Below are 19,838 nucleotides of genomic sequence, written 5' to 3'. Positions count from 1 at the left end.
CGCCGGGCGCCGGGGGGCGGCGCCCCGGGGGCCGCGGCGGGCCCCCCCGGGCCCCCCCCGCGCCGGGCCCCCCCGGGCCGGCGGGCGGGCCCGCCCAAGCGGGCGGGCGGCGGGGGGGGGGCGGCCCCGGGGGCCCCGCCGCCCCCCGCCCCCCCCCCCGGTCCGGTTGCGGGCCCCCCGCCCCCCCCCCCGCCGCCGCGGGGCCGCGGGGCCCCCCCCCCCCCCCGCCCGCCCCCCCCGGGGGGGGGGGCCCCCCGGCCCCGGGGCCGCCGGGGGCCCCCCCCCCCCCCCCGGGGGGCCCGCCCCCGGGGGGCCCCCGGGGGGGGCCCCCCCCCCCCGCGGGGGGGGGGGGCGCCGGGGGGCCCGCCCCCCCCCGGGGCCCCCCCCCCCCCCCCCCCCCCCCCCGGGCCCTATAGCGTCATCTCGGCCAGCACGAACTTGCTGCACACCCGCGTGCTGGTGTGCTCCAGCACCTGGACGTTGCTGCCCACGATGCTGGTGAAGCTCCGCAAGCGCGTGCGCTCCACCAGCACGAAGACGCGCTTGCCGCGGTTCTGCTCCACCCAGCGGGTGAGCGGCGCGGTGTCGAGGTCCACGAAGGTGTGGACCCGGTTGCCGGTGTAGAAGTTCTCGGCCTTCCAGTTCATCTGGAACGCGAGCAGCGGCTCTTCCGGGCCCTCGCGCAGCTCGTAGTACTGCGTCATGAGCGGCTTGAGTCCCCAGTGGTCGCTCAGGTCCGAGAAGTAGACGTTGACCGTCCAGGCGGCGAAGACCACGGAGAAGCCCACCAGCAGGCGCGCGCCCCAGGCACGCAGCTGGGGCAGCGCGGTGGCCCCCAGCAGCACGGTGCCCACGATGCCGAAGGCGGTCAGGATGGGCCGGTAGTCGAACTGCGTGGGCCAGGGCCGGTTGTAGTTGTAGACGTAGAGATGGATGAGGCGCTCGTAGCCGTGCGGGCGCTGCTGCGTGACCCAGCTCAGGTCGCGCGCCACGAAGGCCAGCAGACACGCGCCGCCCACGCAGGCCACGGTGAGCGGCCAGGCCAGGCGGCCGAGCTCGCGCGGTGGCGTGGCCGGGTCGCGCTGCCGCAGCAGCCAGAACGCGCCGGCCGCGCAGGCGAGGCCCAGCACCATCAGCCCCGCCATCAACGGCGTCTGCCCATGCTGCGCCAGCACCCAGTCGGTGCCCTCATGGCCCCGCGGAATGATGCCGCGCACGTCGCCCATCATGCCTGCGAAGCCCACCACGAAGAACAGCGGCCCGGCTCCGGCCAGCAGCGCCGTGGCAAAGCGGACGCGCGCGGGGCGGGTGTCCTCGCCGCACATGGCGTCCAGCATGAGCCCCACCAGGATCATGGCGGGCGGCACGGCCGGGAAGATGTAGTGGTGGAAGCGCGTGGCCATGGCGCTGAACAGTACGAACGCCGCGAAGAACCACAGCGCCAGCAGCATCAGGAACTGCCGCTGGTGATAGGCGCGCCCGTCGCTGGCCAGCACGGCCGCGCGCTCGCGCCGCCGGAACCACATGAAGGCCACCACCGCGAACGGCACGAGCCCGATGTACGGGAAGGTCCCGAAGCCCAGCTGCAGCACGTAGTAGCCGAAGCTGCCGGGCGACGTCTCGTCCATGTGCACACCGCGCGCGAGGCGGTTGATGTGGTCGTGGATCAGCAGCTGCTGCGTGAACGCCGGCCCGTGCCGCATGTACATGGCCACGTACCAGGGCAGGCCCGTGACGGCGAGCGTGAGCGTGCCGGGAAGCACCTTGAGGCGCCCCTCGAGCAGCATGTCCCAGCGCGCCGACGAGATGAGGTACAGCAGGGCGACCAGGCCCGGTAACGCGAAGCCGGGGATGCCCTTGCCCATGAAGGCGAGGCCACAGAAGTAGTAGAAGCCGTACATGCACAGCGCCTGGGCGCGGCGCTCGCGGCTGAGCAGGAACACCAGGCCGGCGAGGCCCACCAGCCACAGCGCGCCCTCCACGATGGGCTGCGAGAAGAGGCTGTTGTAGACCGCCGTCTGGTCGGCGATGTCCGGGTTGCCGGGGATGCCGTCATTGCCCGCCGAGCCGTAGAAGAACTCGTCCTTGTGCCAGGCGAAGCCGCGCGAGAACCACGTGACGTTGCGCGTGATGAGGTACATGGCCTGCGGCAGCACCGTGACCAGCAGCAGCCCCATGATGATGTGCTGGAACGACGCCTCGAGCGGGCCCAGGCGATAGCGCGTGACCTCGCGCTCGGCGGGCTCCGCCAGCGCCAGCGCCAGGAGGCACACGGCGATGGTCATGTTGCCCACCATGGACATGTCCGTGATGGCCTGGTGCGCCAGGAAGAAGTAGTGCGGCGCGGTGGCCATCGCTAGCGCCGCGAAGGCCCCGGCGCGCGCGCTGAAGAGGCGCTTCACCGTGCCGTACACCACCATGAGCGCCGCGATGGAGAGCATCACGATGGGCAGGCGCACGGCCCACTCGGGGTGCAGCGGGTTGGCGTCCGGCAGGTAATCCACGCCGAGCGCGCCCATGGCCAGCGCCTCCATCCAGAAGATCAGGATGGGCTTCGACATGAACCACTTCTCGTGGGCCCACCACGTGCTGATCCAGTCGTCGCGCGCCAGGATCTCGCGGGCCACCTCGCCGTAGTGCGTCTCCCACGGGTCCCACAGCGCGTGCATACCGAGCGTGGGCAGGTAGACCAGGCCCACGGCCACGAACACGCCCAGGCCCGGGCGCGTGACGGCGGCGGGCAGCAGCAGCAGCAGCGCCAGCGTGATGGCCACCGTCAGGTAGGCCACGTCCAGCGGGATGCCCAGCAGGTCGCGCGTGTCCACGTGGAAGGTGTCCACGCCGAACACCAGCGCGCAGGCCACCACCACGGCCAGGCTCACCGGGAGCATGACGCTCGGCCGGCGGAACCACAGCTCGCCCTCGGGGTGACCCAGGGCCGAAGCCGCGAAGGGCACGCTGGTGGTGGAGCGCGCGAAGAAGCCGAGGCCCGTCATGAGGCCGAGCGCGGCCGTGAGCGTGGCGAACATGCCCAGCAGCACGCCGTGGGGGGCGCGCTCGCTGTTGGACATGAGCAGGAACATGGCCGTGACGCCCAGCGCGAAGGCGCCCCAGCCCAGCTTGCGCGGACGGGAGCCCGACAGCGGCGTGGACGGGGCACTGCCAGCCGCCACGGGCTCGGGCTGAGACCCGGTGGTGGGCTCGGACGGGGGAGGACTCGAAGTTGGGTTGCTCTCAGTCACGCAAGGCCGGGCGCGGCCCCGGGGCCGCCATGAGCGTCATTCGCGCGCGGAGCATAGTCGGCATGCCCAGCGCTTGCACCCCCGCACTGCCGTCTCCGTTAGTGGAGCGCCGAGGTCTCGTCGAGGTCCAGCCCCTTGGTCTCGGGCAGCAGCGCCCAGACCAGCGCGGTGGTGATGAGCGGGAAGATGGCGGTCCACACCACCACCGGGCCATAGGCCCCCACGCGGCTGGCGGCCTCGCCCACCAGCACGGGCGCGAACACGTAGGACGCGCGCCCCAGGATGTTGTTGCACCAAGCGAACGCCGACCCACGCAGCTCCGTGGGGAAGAGCTCCGTGGTGTAGGCGTTCAAGATGGGCAGGTAGGAGCTGACGCTGAACACGGCGAAGATCAGCGCCACCGTCAGCAGGCGCAGGTCGCTCAGCGTGTACGCGAAGTAGATGGCCACCGAGCCCGTGGCGAAGATCACCGTGGCGCCCCAGCGCCGGCCGATCTTGTCGATCAGGTAGCCCGCCGCGAAGTTCATGGGCATGGCCACCAGCGCCGCTTGCGCGATGGCGTTGCCAGCCTGCTGCTCGGTCAGGTGGATCTCCCCCATGGCGTAGAGCTTCCAGAAGCTGATGCCACACTGCGCGGCGATGTAGGCGAAGAACCACACGCTGGCCAGACGGATGACGGCGCCCCGGTAGGGCGTGTGCCAGATGTGCATGAGCGGGGTCTTGGTGTCCGCCGCGCCCGTGGCCGCGAAGCGCGAGGTCTCCTGCATTCCGCGCCGCAGGTAGGCGAGCGCCAACAAGGGCACGATCCCCACGAAATAGACCGACCGCCAGCCGAAGGGGGCCGTCACCAGGAGGGGCACTACTCCAGCGCAGACGATGGACCCGAGGGCACTGAACGCCTGGATGATGCCGATGACGGAACCGCGCCGCTCCGCCGGGAATTCCTCGGCGGCCACCACCATGGCGAGCGCCCACTCGGCCAGCAGGAACACCTTGGCCAGCAGCTGACTGAGCCCGAAGTCCCACACGCTGACGGCCAGCCCGCTGGTGATGGTGAAGAGCGTGTAGCCCGCGATGGTGACGGCCAGCAGCCGCCGCCGGCCGAAGCGGTCGGCCGCGCGCACCAGGAAGAACGCCAAGATGGCGCCGATGTTGGTGATTCCCAGCAGCAGCCCCATGCCAGCCCGGTCGAGGTCGAACTCCACGCCCAGGTGCGGGAGCAGCTGGGTGATGGCGAAGAAGTCGTAGCCCTCGAAGAACGTGGCCACGCTCAGGAAGATGAGGAGTCGACGCTGGTAGGGGGTGAAGGCAGCCACGGCGCGCCCAGTGAGCCATGGTTGCTGGCGCGAGCGAAAGCAGAAGTTTAGGCTCGCCGGCATGGGCCTCCGCGCGCGCCTGGTCGAAGGCTTCCTGAAACACCGCACCCGGCTCGCCCGGGTGGTGGCCGTGGTGGGCATCCTGGTCATCGCGGCCCAGTTCCTCCCCGTCGTCCCCCGCGAGGTGGAGCTGCGCTATGACCTGGGCCCCGCGCACGCCTCGGTGCGGGGCCTCGAGCTGGTCTACCAGGCCGGGGACGAAGACCTGGCCAGCGCCCGCTTCGGCTTCGGCGAGGAGGGGCCCCGCCTGGTGGAGCACCGCGTGGAGCTCGCGCCCGGCCACTACGACGTTCGCGCCACCCTGGACACGTCCCAGGGAAACCTGCGCTTCATTCGCCACTTCGAGGCGCCGGCGGACGGGGTGGTGCGGATCGAGCTGTTCGACCTGGCCCTCGCGGGGTCCAAGCCTGCTGGCCGCGGGGTGTCCGAGGTACCGTGTCACTCCGCCCCTCTGAATCCGACTGCATGTCAGACGTCCCTTCCTTGGCACCCCCACTCGGCGGTGTTAGTTTGGCACTCCGTTCCGTTTAGTGCGGACGGCGCCGTGTTCCCCCCCTAGACAACACCGTGCGGCTCAACGACATCGTCCAGAAAGTTAAGGTCTATCAGCCGGGCGCAGACACCGCCCTGATTGAGAAGGCCTATGTTTTCGCGGCGAAGTGTCACGACGGCCAGACGCGCAAGTCCGGTGACCCCTACTTCGTCCACCCGGTTTCGGTGGCCGGCATCATCACGGAGATGAAGCTGGACGTGTCCAGCATCTGCGCGGCTTTGCTGCACGACGTGGTGGAGGACTGCGGCATCACCGACGCCCAGATCAAGCACGAGTTCGGGGACGAGATCGCCTTCCTGGTGGACGGCGTCACCAAGCTCGGAAACATCAACTTCGCCTCCAAGGAGGACCTGCAAGCCGAGAGCTTCCGCAAGATGGTCGTGGCCATGGCGCGCGACATCCGCGTGCTGGTGGTGAAGCTGGCCGACCGGCTCGACAACATGCGCACGCTCGAGCACATGAAGCCGGACTCGCAGGAGCGCATCGCCCGCGAGACGCTCGAGATCTACGCGGCCCTCGCGGCCCGCCTGGGTATCCAGTGGCTGCGCATCGAGCTGGAAGACCTGGCGTTCCGCTACCTGCACCCGGTGGACTACGCGCGCCTCAACGAGCAGGTGTCGGTCGTGGGGAAGGACCACGACAAGCTCATCACCGAGGTGGTCACGCGCCTGCGCAAGATGCTGCTCACGCGTGGCTTCGCGGTGGACGTCACGGGGCGCCGCAAGAACCTCTACTCCATCTGGCGCAAGATGAAGCGGCAGGACTGCGAGTTCGAGCAGGTGCAGGACTTCATCGCGTTCCGCGTGCTCGTGGAGAACGTGTCCGACTGCTACGCGGCGCTCGGCGTGGTCCACTCGGAGTGGACCCCCGTGCCGGGGCGCTTCAAGGACTACGTGGCGCTGCCCAAGCCCAACATGTACCAGTCACTGCACACCACGGTGATGGGGCCGGGCAACCACCGCGTGGAGGTGCAGATCCGCACCCACGAGATGCACCGCACGGCCGAGCTCGGCATCGCGGCGCACTGGCAGTACAAGAGCAACACCGGCGGCCTCGACGCACGGGACGCGGCGCGCTTCGCCTGGCTCCGCCAGCTCATGGAGTTCCAGAAGGACGTGGCGGACCCGGCCGAGTTCTACGACTCGGTGCGCGGTGACCTCTTCCCCGAGGATGTCTACGTCTTCACGCCACAGGGGGACGTGAAGACCTTCCCGCGCGGCGCCACGGCGCTCGACTTCGCCTATGGCGTGCACACGGACCTCGGGCACCACTGCCACAGCGTGCGCGTGAACGGGGCCATCGCGCCCTTCCGGCACAAGCTGCGCAACGGCGACGTGGTGTCCATCGAGACCCGCAAGGACCAGCACCCCAGCAAGGACTGGCTGGACCACGTGGTCACCAGCAAGGCGCGCGCGCGCATCCGGCAGTACCTGCGTGAGCGTGAGCGTGAGCGCAGCATCCGGCTGGGGCGCGAGCTGCTGGAGCGCGAGGTGCACAAGCGCGACCTCTCGTTCCAGAAGTTCCTGAAGGGCCCGCAGCTCAAGAAGACGCTCGACCACTTCAAGATGCAGTCGGTGGACGAGCTGTTCGCCAGCGTGGGCTACGGGCGCGTGTCGGTGGCCAACGCCGTCGAGATCATCGCCCCGGAGGAGTCCTCCGAGGAGCGCAAGAGCCTCGAGCCGGGTCTGCTCGAGAAGACCATGCGGCGCATCCAGCCCAAGACCAACGACGAGGGCATCCTCATCGAGGGCATGGACGGCATCCTGGTGCGCTTCGCCAAGTGCTGTAACCCGGTGGCCGGCGACAACGTCACGGGTTGGATCACGCGCGGGCGTGGCGTCACGGTGCATCGGCGCGAGTGCCCGAAGGCCATGGAGCTGGACGCCGCCCGCAAGGTCAACGTGGCCTGGTCCAGCAACGCGCGCATGGACCTGCCCGTGGACATTCGTGTCACCACCAACGACCGGCAGGGCATCCTGGCGCTGGTCTCCGGCGTGTTCACGGACCACAAGCTCAGCATCCGGGAGGCCAACTGCCGCTCGGAGACGGACCGCGCGGTCAACGTTTTTCATGTGCACGTCACTGACGTAAAGCAGCTACGGACCGTGATGCGTGATATTGAGAAGCTCACGGGCGTCATGGCCGTGGAGCGAATCTAGGCCTGTCCCGCGGAGAGAGTGGTTGGTGTCCATCAGCGTCGACAGATTGCTGGAGAGCGTTGATACGTTGGACGAGTTCGATCTGGAAGAGATCGAGCCGACGCGTGTGATGTCGTCGTTCGAGGACGGCTTCTTCTTCGCAGACCGCTTCAAGATCGACGAAGTGCTGGGCAGCGGCGGCATGGGCACGGTCTATGACGCGCGGGACATGCAGACCGGCCACCGAGTGGCGCTCAAGGTCCTGAAGAAGACCAAGTCGTCGGGCGAGTCCGAGGATCGCTTCCGCCGCGAGGCCGAGATCCTGGCCTCCATCGACCACCCGGGCATCGTAGGCATCCATGGGTTCGGGGCGGCCCCCGACGGGACCCTCTGGCTGGCCATGGAGTACCTCGAGGGCGTCACGCTGCGCGAGAAGGTGTCGCGCGACGGGCCCATGGACCCGGCCGAGCTCTGCCCCATCATCACGGCGGCCGCGGCCGCGCTGAGCGAGACGCACGCGCGTGGTGTGGTGCACCGCGACCTCAAGCCGGACAACATCTTCCTCACGTCGTCCACCCCGCCCGAGGTGAAGATCCTGGACTTCGGGCTGTCGCTCACGCTCACCAGCAAGAAGCTCACGGCCACCGGCACCATCATCGGGACGCCGCGCTACATGGCCCCCGAGCAGATCAAGAGCGCCCACGCCGCAGGGCCCCAGGCCGACGTCTACGCGCTGGGGGTCATCGCCTACGAGTGCTTGGCGGGGCAGTCGCCGTTCGTGGCCAGCGACCACGGCCAGCTCTTGGGCGCCATCCTGACCGGGCGCACCCAGCCCCTCGCGGCGCTCAAGCCGGACTACCCCGAGGCGCTCGACGCCTGCCTGAAGAAGGCCATCTCGCCAGACGTGGCGGTGCGCTACGCCACCCCCGAGGCCTTCGCCATCGACTTCGCCGACGCGGCCTCCATCCACATGGCGCTCAGCGCCATCCCCGCGCCCAGGGCCGTGCGGGGCAAGCCCACGGTGCGCGTGGCGTCTCCCGCCGCCGAGCGCGAGGACGCCACCACCCGCACCTCGCAGCCAAGGTTTTCCTCGGTGGAGGGGTACAAGCCCGCGGTGAAGCAGGAAGCACCTGCGAAGACCGAGCAACCGCTGCACGTCCCCACCTGGATGATTCCCCTCGTGATCCTCGGGGGAGCGGCCATCATGGCGGTGGGCGCTGCCATCGCGTACTGGTGGATGCGCTGAATATCCGCGCGGGCGACCGCGTCCAGCCTGATAGGCTTCCGGTCAGTCGAGAGTTCGAGAACAGGAAAGTGGGCAAGATGGTTGGGAACGTGAGCAAGCCAAAGAGTGGCGCCGTCTTCTGCACGGCCTTGGCGCTGGCCTCGTTGGTCAGTGGGGTGTCGGACTCGGCCCTCGCACAGCAGTCCATGTTCGGGAACGCGTCGCTGCGGTCCGGCTTCTTGCCCGACCCGCACACGCTCAACGGTCAGAGCGGCGGCAACGTGGACGCCAGTGGGGTGAACGCAGCCTGCCGAGGCTTCATCTCGCCTCACCCCAGCCACGTGGTCACGCTGACCAGCGCCTTCCGGTGGATGCGGGTGTTCGTGGAGTCGGCCGGCGACACCACCATCATGATCCAGACTCCGCAGAACACCGTGCTCTGCAATGACGACACCTACGGTCTGAACCCCGCCGTGGAGCAAGCCTGGCAGCCCGGGACGTACCGCATCTGGGTGGGGGCCTACCAGCAGAGCTCGGCCGCGCCCTACACGCTCCGGTTCACCGAGATCGCCAGCGTGATGCCGGGGTCCACTGGCACCGCCGTCGGACCGCAGCCCATGCCCATCCAGCCCGGGCCCAACCCGCAGACCGGTCCCACCACGCAGCCCAGCGGCGGGCTCACCATGACGGTGGACGCCATGCAGGGGAACGGCACCCCCGGCTGGATCGACGCGCGCCTGCGCCCGGACCCCGCCGTGCTGGAGGGCGCTGCGGGCGGCACCATCCAGGCTCAGGCCGCTGCCGAGCCGGCCTGCCGCGGCTTCGTGCAGTCCATCCCGGACCACATCCTCTATGTGCAAGGTCGCGCTCGCTACCTGCGCCTCTACGTGGAGGCCGGCGAGGACACCACCATGGTCATCCGCACGCCGGACGGTCGCTGGCTGTGCGACGACGACGGCGGCGGCAACCTGCAGCCCATGCTCGAGCAAGAGAACTGGGCGCCCGGTCAGTACCTGGTGTGGATCGGCACCTACAGCGCTCGCGGGACGGGCACCGTGCCGTACCGCCTGATGGCCACGCGCGAGCCGCTGCCCAGCGCGGCGCCCACGCCCCCGCCGCCACGGGGTCGCGGCCGCGGTCGCTAGGCCCGCGTGGTAAGTCGACACGCGTAGCGCCGACCGTTAGTGTCGAGGGCGAGCATGGCGTCCGAACACCCGACCAAGCGAGGGCTGACCCGTGAGGTTCTGGCGGAGACGCTGGCCCTCCCGGGCAATGGCCTGTTCGAGCCCGACGCCACTCTGCGTCCCCTCGGGCTGCGCCACTCGGACCGCCCCGTCGGAGGTCCTCGCCACAAGTCGAGCCGCATCCCGTTCGAGGGCACCGGGGCCACGCTGCGCGTGCGGGAGCCGCTGGCCGAGGGCGGCATGGGGCTCATCTCGCTGGGGGAGCAGGGCGCGCTGCGCCGTGAGGTGGCCGTCAAGACGCTCAAGCCCGAGCTGCGCGACCCCGATCTGATCGACCGGCTGCTGACCGAGGCCCGCATCACGGGCGTGGTGGAGCACCCCAACATCGTCCCCATCTATGCCCTGCAGGCGGACGACGAGGGCGTGCCGCTGATGGTGATGAAGCGCATCCACGGCGTGTCGTGGCGCGCCATGCTGCGGAACGACGAGCACCCGGGCTTCCCCGCGGACGCGCAGGACCGCCTGGCATGGCACCTGCGGGTGCTGATGGACGTGTGCGACGCCGTTCACTACGCGCACAGCCGCGGGATCCTGCACCTGGACCTGAAGCCCGACAACGTGATGATCGGTGGCTTCCGCGACGTGTACCTGGTGGACTGGGGCGTGGCCGTCAGCACGCGCGAGCAGCACCGCGGCTGGCTGCCCATGGCCGACGAGGTCTCGGAGGTGGTGGGCACGCCCAGCTACATGGCGCCCGAGATGGTGGACCGGCAGAGCGCCGTGCTGGACGAGCGCACGGACGTGTACCTGCTGGGGTCCGTGCTGCACGAGATCCTGACGGGGCGCCCGCCGCACCAGGCCGAGAACGTGCACGAGATCCTGTATGCGGCCTACGAGTCGCGCCCGCCGCGGTTCGACAGCGACGTGCCGGCGGAGCTGGCGGCCATCGCCACGCGCGCCATGGACCCGCGCGCGGAGCGGCGCTTCGAGAGCGCGGAGGCCTTCCGCTCGGCGGTGGTGGCCTTCCTCGAGCACCGCTCCTCGGCGGCGCTGGCCGAAGACGCCATGCTCATCCTGGGGCGCCTGCGCGTGACCGTGGCGCGCGAGCGGCTGCGGCAGGAGGCCTTCGACAACGTGCGCGCACAGGTGGACGCAGCGCTGCAGCGCGAGGTCATGCGCGAGTTCGTGGAGTGCCGCTTCGGCTTCTCACGGGCGCTCAAGGAGTGGCCCGCGAACGAGCGCGCGCGGGCCGGCCTGGTGGAGGCGCTGTTGCTCATGGCGGAGCACCAGCTGTCGCGCGGAGACTCCACGGCCGCGTCGGCCACGCTGCGCGAGGTGGAGGCGCCCACGCCGGCCGAGCAGGAGCTCATCCGGGCCCTCGAAGAGAAGGTAGCGCTGCGCCTCGAGCGTCAGGCTCGCCTCGAGCAAATTGGCTACGACCAGGACCCGAAGTACGGGCGTCGCGACCGCGCGCTGTTCGTGCTCGTGGTCTCCTTCGTGCTGGGTGTGATCCCCATCGGCGGCTTCTTCGGCATGCGCATGGGCTGGTACGAGTACGCCACGTGGCACTCGTTCGCGTTCACGGGTGGCCTCACCGCGATGCTGCTGGTCGGCGGTGTGGTGTTCCGGCGGCGCATGATGCCCAACCGCGCCGGGCGGCGCTTCGTGGCGGCCATGGTGGTGCTGTGCGTGCTCACGCTGCTCAACCGGGTGGTGGCGCTCACGCTCGGGCACACGGAGTTCCGCGACGTGGCGTTCGACCTGTTCCTGTTCGGGACGGGCGCGGCCATGATCGGGACGCTGACCGACCGGCGCTTCTTGGCGCTAGCCGTGGCGTTCACCATCTGTGGGCTGCTCACGGCGATGTTCCCCAGCTACGGGCTCTTGTTGATTGGCATCGCCGCGTGGCTGGGGCCCGGCTGGACGGCGTGGTCGTGGCTGAAGAGCGCCGCCAAAGACGACGACGCGGATGACCTGCCCCGGCGCGTCAACGCGTCCGAACCAACGGGCAAGACGCGCAACACGCGGCGCCTCCCATAGCGCGTGCGCACACAGCAGGATCGCCACGGCTGCCCCCCTGTGGCACCGTTGGGGCTGCGTGATCCGCCTGCACTACAGCAACCGCACGGAGGCCTTGCTCGCCCGCTTCGTAGAGCAGCTCCGCGCGCAGCGCGCGTCCACGCACCCGCTCGAGCCGGTGCAGGTGATCGTGCCCAACCGGAACATGGAGGCCTACCTCGAGCGCGGGGTGGCCGAGGCGCTGGGCGTGTCTGCGAACCTGCGCTTCGCGCGCCTCGAGCGCTTCATGGGGGCCTGGCTCGAGCGGGCGCTGCCCGACGTGCGCATCATGGACCGCACGGCCTACGAGAGCCTGCTGCTGGCGCTGCTGCACGATGAAGCGCGGCTGGGTGTGCCCGCGCTGCGTGAGGTGCGCGAGTACATCGAGGCGGGCGGAGACGCGGACGCGCGCGACGTGCGGCGCGTGCAGCTGGCGCGGCGCCTGGGGCAGCTGTTCGAGGCCTACGGCTTCACACGCCCGGAGCTGCTGGACGCGTTCATGGCGGGTGAGCTGGGCACGCACGACCCCGACCTGCTGGGCACGGCGCGCTTCCAGGCGGCGCTGCTCCACGAGATCACGGCTGCCCATGCCCCGCGCCCGGTGTTCGCCCCGCGCGCCCACTACGTGCCGCTGGCCTCGGCGCTCCGGGCGCTCGAGACCCTGCCGGAGGTGCTGAGCCCCGTGGCCGAGGGGCTGCTGTTTCCCGAGAGCGAGCGCGCCGCGCGTCCCACGCTGCACGTGTTCGGCGTGAGCTACGTGGCGCGCGTGTTCCAGTGGCTGTACGGCGCCCTCGGCGAAGTGGCGGACCTGGACCTCTACGTGGTGAACCCCTGCATGGAGTTCTGGGAGGACGTGCCCAGCGAGTCCGAGCTGCGCGCGGCCCGCCGCCTGCCAGAGCGGGCTGCACCGCGCGTGCTGGATCCGACCCACGCGGGCGCTGACGCGGGCGACGAGCGGCTGGCGCTTCACCAGGCCGACGAGCCGCCCCTGCTGGTGGCCTTCGGGCGGCCGGGCCGCGAGCACGTGCACCTGCTCAACGAGCTGACCCAGGCGGACTTCGAGCCGTGCTTCGTGGACCCCTGCGCCAGCGCCGTGCGCGCGGGGCGCGTCCCCAGCGTGCTCGAGCACCTGCAGCGCGACATCCTGCTGCGAGCGCCCGTCGAGGCCGCGCCCGGCACAAGCCGTGTCGAGCGAGACGCGTCGGTGCGCTTCCACGCCTGCCCCAGCGTGCGCCGTGAGGTGGAGGTGGTGGCCGAGCAGATCTGGCGCGCCGTTCGCGACGCTAGCGGTGGGGACGCGCCGCTGGGGTTCCACGAGATCGCCGTGCTGCTACCCAGCGACGCGCGCGACGAGTACCTGCCGCACGTGGAGGCCGTGTTCTCGGAGGCCCATGGCATCCCGCACTGCGTGGTGGACCTCGACCTGGCGAGCACCAGCCGCGTGGCGGACGCGTGCCTGGCCCTGGTGGAGCTGCCGCTCGGGCGCTTCGCGCGGCCCGAGGTGCTGGCCCTGATCACGCACCCCAACCTGCTGGCCAACATGCCCGAGGCGTCCATCGACGACGTGCGGCAGCTGGTGAGCGAGCTGGGCGTGTTCTACGGGCTCGACCGCGAGGAGCTGGCCGGGACCTACGTGGACGAGGACCGCCTCAACTGGGAGCAGGGGCTGCTGCGCGTGGCGCTGGGAGAGCTGATGAGCGACTCGCGTCGCCCAGACGACGTGGGGCTCGCCCTCGGTGACTCGCACTACCTGCCCGTGAGCACCGACCCGAGCTGGGCACGCACGTTCTCGTTGCTGCTACGCGGGCTCATCGCCGACGTGCGCTTTGCGCGCAGCGCGCCCCGACCGCTGCGGGAGTGGTCGCAGTTCTTCGCGGGGATGTGGGAGGGCTACGTGGTGCCCGGGAGCGACCCCGAGCAGAGCGAGCTGCGCAGCTGCCTCGCGGCCGCGAACTCCCTGGTGGAGCGCGACGTGGCCGGGCTGCCCGTGTCCTACCGGGTGGCGTCCATGTTGGTGACCGAGGCGCTGGGGAGCCTGGGCGCGGCGCGCGGCGACTACCTGGCGGACGGCGTGGTGGTGTCGTCGTTCCTGCCCATGCGCGCCATTCCCTTCCGGCAGACCTTCGTGCTGGGGCTGGGCGAGGGCTCCTTCCCGGCGCGCGACACGCGGGACACGATGGACCTGCGCCTCGAGCGGCGCCGCCTCGGAGACGTGCGCGCGAGCGAGCGCGACAAGTACATGTTCCTCGAGGTGCTGCTCAGCGCGCGCGACGCGTTGTCCATCTCGTGGGTGGCGCGGGACCCGTACACGGGCGATGAGATCCCGCCGTCGCCGGTGGTGGGGCTCTTGGTGGACAACCTGCGTCGCTCGTACCTGAGCGCGGAGGAGGGCGCGGCGCTCATCGAGACGCACGCGCTCTTCCGACACGAGCCCCTCGACCCCCGGAGCCCCTTCGCCGAGGCGCACGTGGAGGCCTGGCTGCGTCACCTGGGCCGGCTCGCACGGGCAAGCCTGCGAAGCCGTGACGCAGCGCAGGGCGACCCAGGCGACCGGCCGCCGGAGCTCGCGCGGGCCATCGCGGCGCTGCACGGCACGCTGCCCGAGGAAGACCTCGCGCGCCTGCAGCGTGAGCTGCGCACCATCTCCCTCACCGAGGGCTGGCGTGCGGATGGCACCGCGGACACCGCGAGCGCTGGCGCAGCGCCGCGGGCGAGCGTGACGGCGGGGGCAGACCGGGGAGGACGAAGACGACCTCCCGCTCGAGACGCTGTACCTCTCGCGCGCCCACCTCGCGCGCTTCCTCGAAGACCCTCAGAGTGGCTGGGCCGAGGCGCTGCTGGGGGTCACGCGCGCGGACGACGAAGAGGCCGAAGAGAGCCTCGAGGACGAGCCCTTCGAGCCGAGCGGGCTCACCAAGGTGGTGGCGCTGCGCCAGGCCTTCTGGGAGGGCAGCGCCCCGGGCAGCACCCTTCCCGGCGCCTACGAGCGCACGGTGGCGCGGCTGCAGGCGCGAGGGGAGTGGCCCGTGGCGTCGCTCGCCAGTGCGCGCCGCGAGCCGGACCTCGCGCTGCTCGACGAGTGGCGGGCGGGGCTCGCCTCCCTCGCGCTGCCTGGGGAGCGGCCACAGCGCGTGCGGCTCGGCGATGCCCTCGAAGACGGCGACGTGGAGCGCTTGATGCCGAGCTTGGCGCTCACGCTCGCCGACCCGCGGCCCGGCCATCGGACGCGGCTGCGCGTCATGTTGCGCGGGCGCACGGAGGCATTGCTGGAACATCCGGGGCAGCGCGCCTCGCTGGTGCTGGAGCCCGTCGCGCGGCCTTCGGTGGCGCGTGCGCGCGCGCGGCGCGAGGAGCGCTCTGGCCTGCGGGGCTTCCTGGACCACTTGCTGCTGAGCGCTTCGGGCGAAGAGGTGGACCGGCACGCGGTGCAGGTGCTCTATCCCGAGGAGCCGCGGCCCATCGCGGTGGCCCTCGCCGGGCTGTCCTCCGAGGCGGCGCGCGAGTACCTGAGCGCGCTGGTGACCGACCTGCTCACCGGGCCGCATGCGTACTACGCCCCACCCACGCCGCTGCTCGAGGCGCTGCCCGAGTGGGGCACGCGCAGCGCCGAGGCGTGGCAAGCGGCCCTCACGCGGACCCGGCAAGAGGCATTCGGGCGCTCGTACGGCAGCGTCCCGCACGCGGAGGAGTACCCGCTTCCGTCGGTGGCCGAGCTGCACGCCATGTACACACGGCGCTATGGGCTCTATGTCCAGCTGCGCGGCGGGGTGGCCGCATGAGCGTGCTGCGCCGCTTCTCGCGCCCAGACGTGCTCGACGAGATCCCGCTGGCGTCGCACGCGTGGATCGAGGCGTCGGCGGGCACCGGCAAGACCTTCACGCTCGAGCACCTGATCGTGGACCTGATCGTGCGCGCCGGCGCGCGCCTCGACGAGATCCTGGTGCTGACCTTCACCGAGAAGGCCACGCTCGAGATGCGCGAGCGCGTGCGGGCCACGTTGGTGGCGCTGGTGCACGCGGGGCCGAGCGATCCGCGCGTGGATCCGCTCGACCCGAGCGGCACCGCCAACGTCTGGGCGCTGGACGAGGCCGCGCTCGCGCGCCTCAGCGAGGCCGTGGCCGGCTTCGAGGCTGCCAGCATCCACACCATCCACGGGTACTGCCAGCGGGTGCTCAAGGAGCACGCGTTCCGCAGCCGTGGTCTCTTCGAGCAGGTGCTCACCGACACCCGCGCGCACTTTCGTCGCGCCGTGCGGGCCGTGATGCGCGAGGCGCTGCGCCCCGGGGACCCCGCACACGCCGTGCTCCGCGCCGCCCTGCAGGGGCAGACGCCCTCGCAGCTCACCCGCACCCTCGAGCAGTGGGCGTCCGAGCCCGGCTTGCTCATGCCGCCCGCGTCGCTCGAGCACGTACATGCCGCGGCCGCTGTGTGCGCGCCCGCGCCGCGCCTGCACGCGCTCCTGGCCGCCGTGCGCGAGGACGGAGCACGCACCAAGGGGCCGCTGGCGGAGCACCTCGAGGCGCTGCACGCGTGCGCCGTGGAGGTGCTGGGCACCAGAGACCTGATGGAGGCTGCGGCGCACATCGCCAGCTGGTCGAGCCGCCCGCAGGGCAGCAAGCCAGCCCCGCAGTGGATCATGGAGCGCGCGGAGAAGAACCCCGCCCTCCTGCGCGCGCTCGCCCCCTTCGAGGCGCTCCTCGGCAGCGTGCCGCACTTTCCCATGTTGGTAGTGCAGACCCTGCTGCCGCGCGTGCTGCAGAAGGCGCAGGCGTCGAAGCAGGCCCGCGGTGAGATGGACTTCGACGACCTGCTCACGCGCGTCCGGGATGCCGTCGCCGGAGAGGCGGGGGAGCCGCTGGTCGCCGCCCTGCGCGCGCAGCATCGCTTCGCCATCGTGGACGAGTTCCAGGACACGGACGCCACGCAGTGGGAAATCTTCCGGCGGCTGTTCTTCGACGGCAACGAGCGGCCGGCGGACGTGCCGCTCGCGCGGCGCCGCGCGCTCTACCTGATCGGCGACCCCAAGCAGGCCATCTACGCCTTCCGCGGCGCCGACGTGCACACGTACCTGAAGGCGCGCGAGTCGCTCGCTCCGTACAGCCGCCGTGTGGTGCTGACCCAGAATTTTCGCAGCACGCCGGGCGTCATCGGGGCGTACAACGCCATCTTCGCGCGCGGCTTCTTCGCCGGGCCCATTCGCTACGACGCGCCCGTCACGTGTGGGAACCCCGGGCTCACCGCGGAGCACCTCGACGGCCGGCCTGCGGCGCCGCTGGTGCTGCTGCGGCCACTCGATGCGAGCGCGGACAAGCTGAGCGCGGACGGCGCCCGCGACGTGCTGGCGGGGGCCATCGCGGAGGAGATCGCGCGCTTGTTGGGAGAGAGTCACGCCGCGCTCGCGGTCGGCCGGGAGGGTGCCCTGCGGCGCCTCGAGCCGAGCGACATCTACGTGCTGGGGCGCAACGGGAAGGACCTCGACGGCGTCCACGACCGGCTTGCCGCGCGCGGCATCCCCTGCGCCTACTTCAAGCGGCACGGGCTCTTTGCCACGCGCGAGGCCGAGGACCTGCTCATGGTGCTGCGCGCCGTGGCGGACCCGAGCGAGCGCAGCCACCGCCTCAAGGCCTGGCTCACGCCGTTCTTCGGGCTGCAGCTCGCGGAGCTGCGCGGGGACGAGTCGCTGCACGACGACCACCCGCTGGTGGCGCGCCTGGTGCGGCTGCGCGAGCGCTGCGAGGTGCGGGACTATGCGGGCTTCGCGCGTGAGCTTCTGCACACGAGCGGCCTCGCGCGCCGGGAGCTGTTCGTGGAGGAGAGCGCCCGCAGGCTCACCAACTACCAGCACCTCGTGGACATCCTGTTGGAGCGCGCGCACGGCCGGCGTCGCACGGTGGACGAGCTGGTGGTGGACTTCCAGCAGCTGGTGCAGGGGCAAGGTGGGCCCGAGGTGGGCGACGACATCGAGCGGGTCGCGACGGAAGGCTCGGCGGTGCAGCTGCTCACCATGCACAAGTCGAAGGGTCTCGAGGCCGAGGTGGTGTTCGTGCTGGGCGGCCTCGGCAGCTCGGAGCGCCCGGGCAGCGAGCCACGCGTGCGGCACGTGCGCGGGACGCGCGAGGCGTGGATGCGTCCGCTCCCCGCTGCCGTGGCGGACGACGTCACGCGCGAGCAGAGCGAAGAAGACGAGCGCCTGTTCTACGTGGCGCTGACGCGTGCGCGCTCCCGCTTGTACCTGCCGTTCTTCGGCGGCGATGCGGCTCCCGGAACGGGCTACGCGCTGCGTCCGAGCGCCGCTTACTACCGGGTGCAGGAGGCGCTCGGTGGCCTGGTGGGGCAGGTGCCCAGCGCGCGCCCGCTGTGGATCGAGCTGCGCGACGTCGGCACTAGCGGTGATCTGCCGGGGGCCCACGAGTCGCGCCAGACGCCCCCGGCATCGGTGCTCGTGGAGGTGCCCGCGAGCCCACCGCCCTTGCCGCCGGCGCCGCTCGAAGCGCAGCTCTTCGTCGACCTGCGCCGGCGTCACCGCGGGCCACTGGCCACTTCGTACTCACGCCTCGCGGGGCGGCGCGCCCGGACCCTCACGGAGGGCGCCCCCAACGAGGAGCCCAAGGCCGACGTCCACGACGCCCCGTCGCTGTCGGTGCCGATTGCCCCACGCGAGGCCGCGCAAGCAGGCGAGGGGGGCGAGCTCCTGCGCGCCGCTGCTCCACTGCCGGGCGGCGCAGCCACGGGCATCTTCCTGCACGAGGCCCTCGAGCGCGTGGACCTCCACTACCTGGCCGGCGTGAGCGACCCCGCCGAGGTGTTGACGCCGGAGCCACGCGGCGCCGAGCTGCGCGCGCTGTTGGGGGGGTGCGCCGCCCGCAACGGCGTGAGCGCAGGGCACGTGGACGCTGCCGCGCAGGTGCTCTTCCACGCCGTCCGAACGCCGCTGCCCACGCGGGATGGGGGCGCGCTGCCGCTCGTGAGCGCCACGCGCGTGGTTCGCGAGATGAGCTTCCAGTTTCCCATCCCGGAGGTGCACCACCCCAGCCTCGTCAGCCCGTCCAGACGGCAGACCCCCGAGGGTGCGGCGCCCTTCCGCGTGGAGCGCGGCATCGTGCGCGGTGTGGTGGACGTGGTCTTCGAGCACGACTCCGCCATCTACTTCCTCGACTGGAAGAGCGACCGCGTGGAGGGCGATCCGACCCAGCTGCGCGCACACGTCGCGACCCACTACGACCTTCAGATCAAGCTCTACACCCTGGGCGTCCTGCGCCTGCTCGACGTGTGGGACGAGGCGGCCTACGAGCGCGTGTTCGGCGGCCACCTCTATGCTTTCCTGCGCCCCATGGCGCTGGGCCAGCCGGGGGTGGTGTTCGAGCGGCCCACGTTCGCCGACGTGCAGCGCTGGGAGCGCGAGCTGCTGGGCATGTCGTTTGGCGGGACGCCGGACAGCCTCGCCGGAGGCGCGCGATGACGCTGCACCCCGGTGGCGCTGGGCGGGCGCGTTGGGCAGATGCGCAGGGGGCTCCGCCCGCGTTCGACGTAACGCTGCTCGCCGTGGCGAGCGCGCTCGACCAGGACACAGCGCTGGCGCTGCGCGCACACGAGCTCGCGTCGATCGCTCCTGTGGTCACGGGGATGGAGCGCCGGGACGTCGCCTTGCTGGCGCTGGCGCTGCTGGTGAGCGTGGCGCGTGGATCCACACGACTCGGCGTCCGCGGCAGCGGCGCGGCGGAGCTGGTGACCATCTTGCGCGAAGCTGGCGATGCGCTGGGCAGCGACCAGCGAGCGCGGGTGACGGCGCTGGCCCAGCGCCTCGGCGACCCGGCAGCACTCGGGGCGCTCGCTCCGCTGCTGGTCGCGGCGGGCGAGACCGGCCCCATCGTGGCGTTCGGCGAGCACCTCTATCCCCAGCGCTTGTTCGAGACGGAGGGGCGCATCGCGAGCGCTGTGGTCGAGCGCCTGCAACCCGCAATCGGTGTGGGCACCATGCCCCCGATGGCGAGCGCCTGCCCACGGACGGCAGAAAGCTAGAGCGCGCCCTGCGCGATGTCCTCGCGGCCCCGCCCTTCGCAGG

At 71.4% G+C, this 19,838-nt stretch carries 9 protein-coding genes; 7 read left to right on the top strand and 2 right to left on the bottom strand.

Going from position 1 to position 19,838, the window contains the following annotated elements:
* Nucleotides 1-410: 410 nt before the first annotated feature.
* Entirely contained in the window at nt 411-3,173 is a 2,763-nt protein-coding gene (locus IPI43_10810) for a glycosyltransferase family 39 protein (protein MBK7774617.1), read from the bottom strand.
* Nucleotides 3,174-3,340: 167 nt separating this feature from the next.
* Complete coding sequence (locus tag IPI43_10805) at nt 3,341-4,621, bottom strand: MFS transporter (GenBank protein MBK7774616.1); 1,281 nt, start codon at nt 4,619-4,621, stop codon at nt 3,341-3,343.
* On the opposite strand from IPI43_10805, the gene IPI43_10800 reads away from it, so the two are divergent.
* The 7 genes from IPI43_10800 to IPI43_10770 all read left to right on the top strand — a co-directional run bounded on the left by IPI43_10800 (nt 4,620) and on the right by IPI43_10770 (nt 19,795).
* On the top strand, nt 4,620-5,177 hold the full coding sequence (locus IPI43_10800) for a hypothetical protein (GenBank protein ID MBK7774615.1): 558 nt from the start codon (nt 4,620-4,622) through the stop codon (nt 5,175-5,177). The two genes, IPI43_10805 and IPI43_10800, sit on opposite strands and share 2 nt — an antisense overlap.
* Nucleotides 5,178-5,185: 8 nt before the next feature.
* Entirely contained in the window at nt 5,186-7,330 is a 2,145-nt protein-coding gene (locus IPI43_10795; GenBank protein ID MBK7774614.1) for a bifunctional (p)ppGpp synthetase/guanosine-3',5'-bis(diphosphate) 3'-pyrophosphohydrolase, read from the top strand.
* A gap of 25 nt (nt 7,331-7,355) precedes the next feature.
* On the top strand, nt 7,356-8,555 hold the full coding sequence (locus IPI43_10790) for a serine/threonine protein kinase (protein MBK7774613.1): 1,200 nt from the start codon (nt 7,356-7,358) through the stop codon (nt 8,553-8,555).
* Nucleotides 8,556-8,644: 89 nt separating this feature from the next.
* Nucleotides 8,645-9,679: a hypothetical protein gene (locus tag IPI43_10785; protein ID MBK7774612.1), complete on the top strand. Its 1,035-nt coding sequence runs from the start codon at nt 8,645-8,647 to the stop codon at nt 9,677-9,679.
* Nucleotides 9,680-9,733: 54 nt separating this feature from the next.
* Nucleotides 9,734-11,758 carry a protein kinase gene (locus IPI43_10780; protein MBK7774611.1) on the top strand — a complete coding sequence of 675 codons (2,025 nt, stop codon included), beginning with the start codon at nt 9,734-9,736 and terminating at the stop codon, nt 11,756-11,758.
* A gap of 58 nt (nt 11,759-11,816) precedes the next feature.
* Nucleotides 11,817-19,235, top strand: a complete 7,419-nt coding sequence (locus tag IPI43_10775; protein MBK7774610.1) for an exodeoxyribonuclease V subunit gamma — start codon at nt 11,817-11,819, stop codon at nt 19,233-19,235.
* Nucleotides 19,232-19,795 carry a hypothetical protein gene (locus IPI43_10770; GenBank protein MBK7774609.1) on the top strand — a complete coding sequence of 188 codons (564 nt, stop codon included), beginning with the start codon at nt 19,232-19,234 and terminating at the stop codon, nt 19,793-19,795. Before IPI43_10775 ends, IPI43_10770 begins: the two co-directional genes overlap by 4 nt.
* Nucleotides 19,796-19,838 lie beyond the last annotated feature (43 nt).

Source organism: Sandaracinaceae bacterium, from assembly GCA_016706685.1.
Lineage (GTDB): Bacteria > Myxococcota_A > Polyangia > Polyangiales > Houyiibacteriaceae > JADJJE01.
The sequence above is the reverse complement of the archived record's forward strand: the minus strand, read 5'-3'. Positions and strand labels throughout refer to the sequence as shown.

Excerpts from the sequence above, each read along its gene's own strand:
- IPI43_10800 (MBK7774615.1), top strand. The coding sequence starts at position 4,620 with ATGGGCCTCCGCGCGCGCCTGGTCGAAGGCTTCCTGAAACACCGCACC.
- IPI43_10805 (MBK7774616.1), bottom strand. The coding sequence starts at position 4,621 with ATGCCGGCGAGCCTAAACTTCTGCTTTCGCTCGCGCCAGCAACCATGG.
- IPI43_10780 (MBK7774611.1), top strand. The coding sequence starts at position 9,734 with ATGGCGTCCGAACACCCGACCAAGCGAGGGCTGACCCGTGAGGTTCTG.
- IPI43_10770 (MBK7774609.1), top strand. The coding sequence starts at position 19,232 with ATGACGCTGCACCCCGGTGGCGCTGGGCGGGCGCGTTGGGCAGATGCG.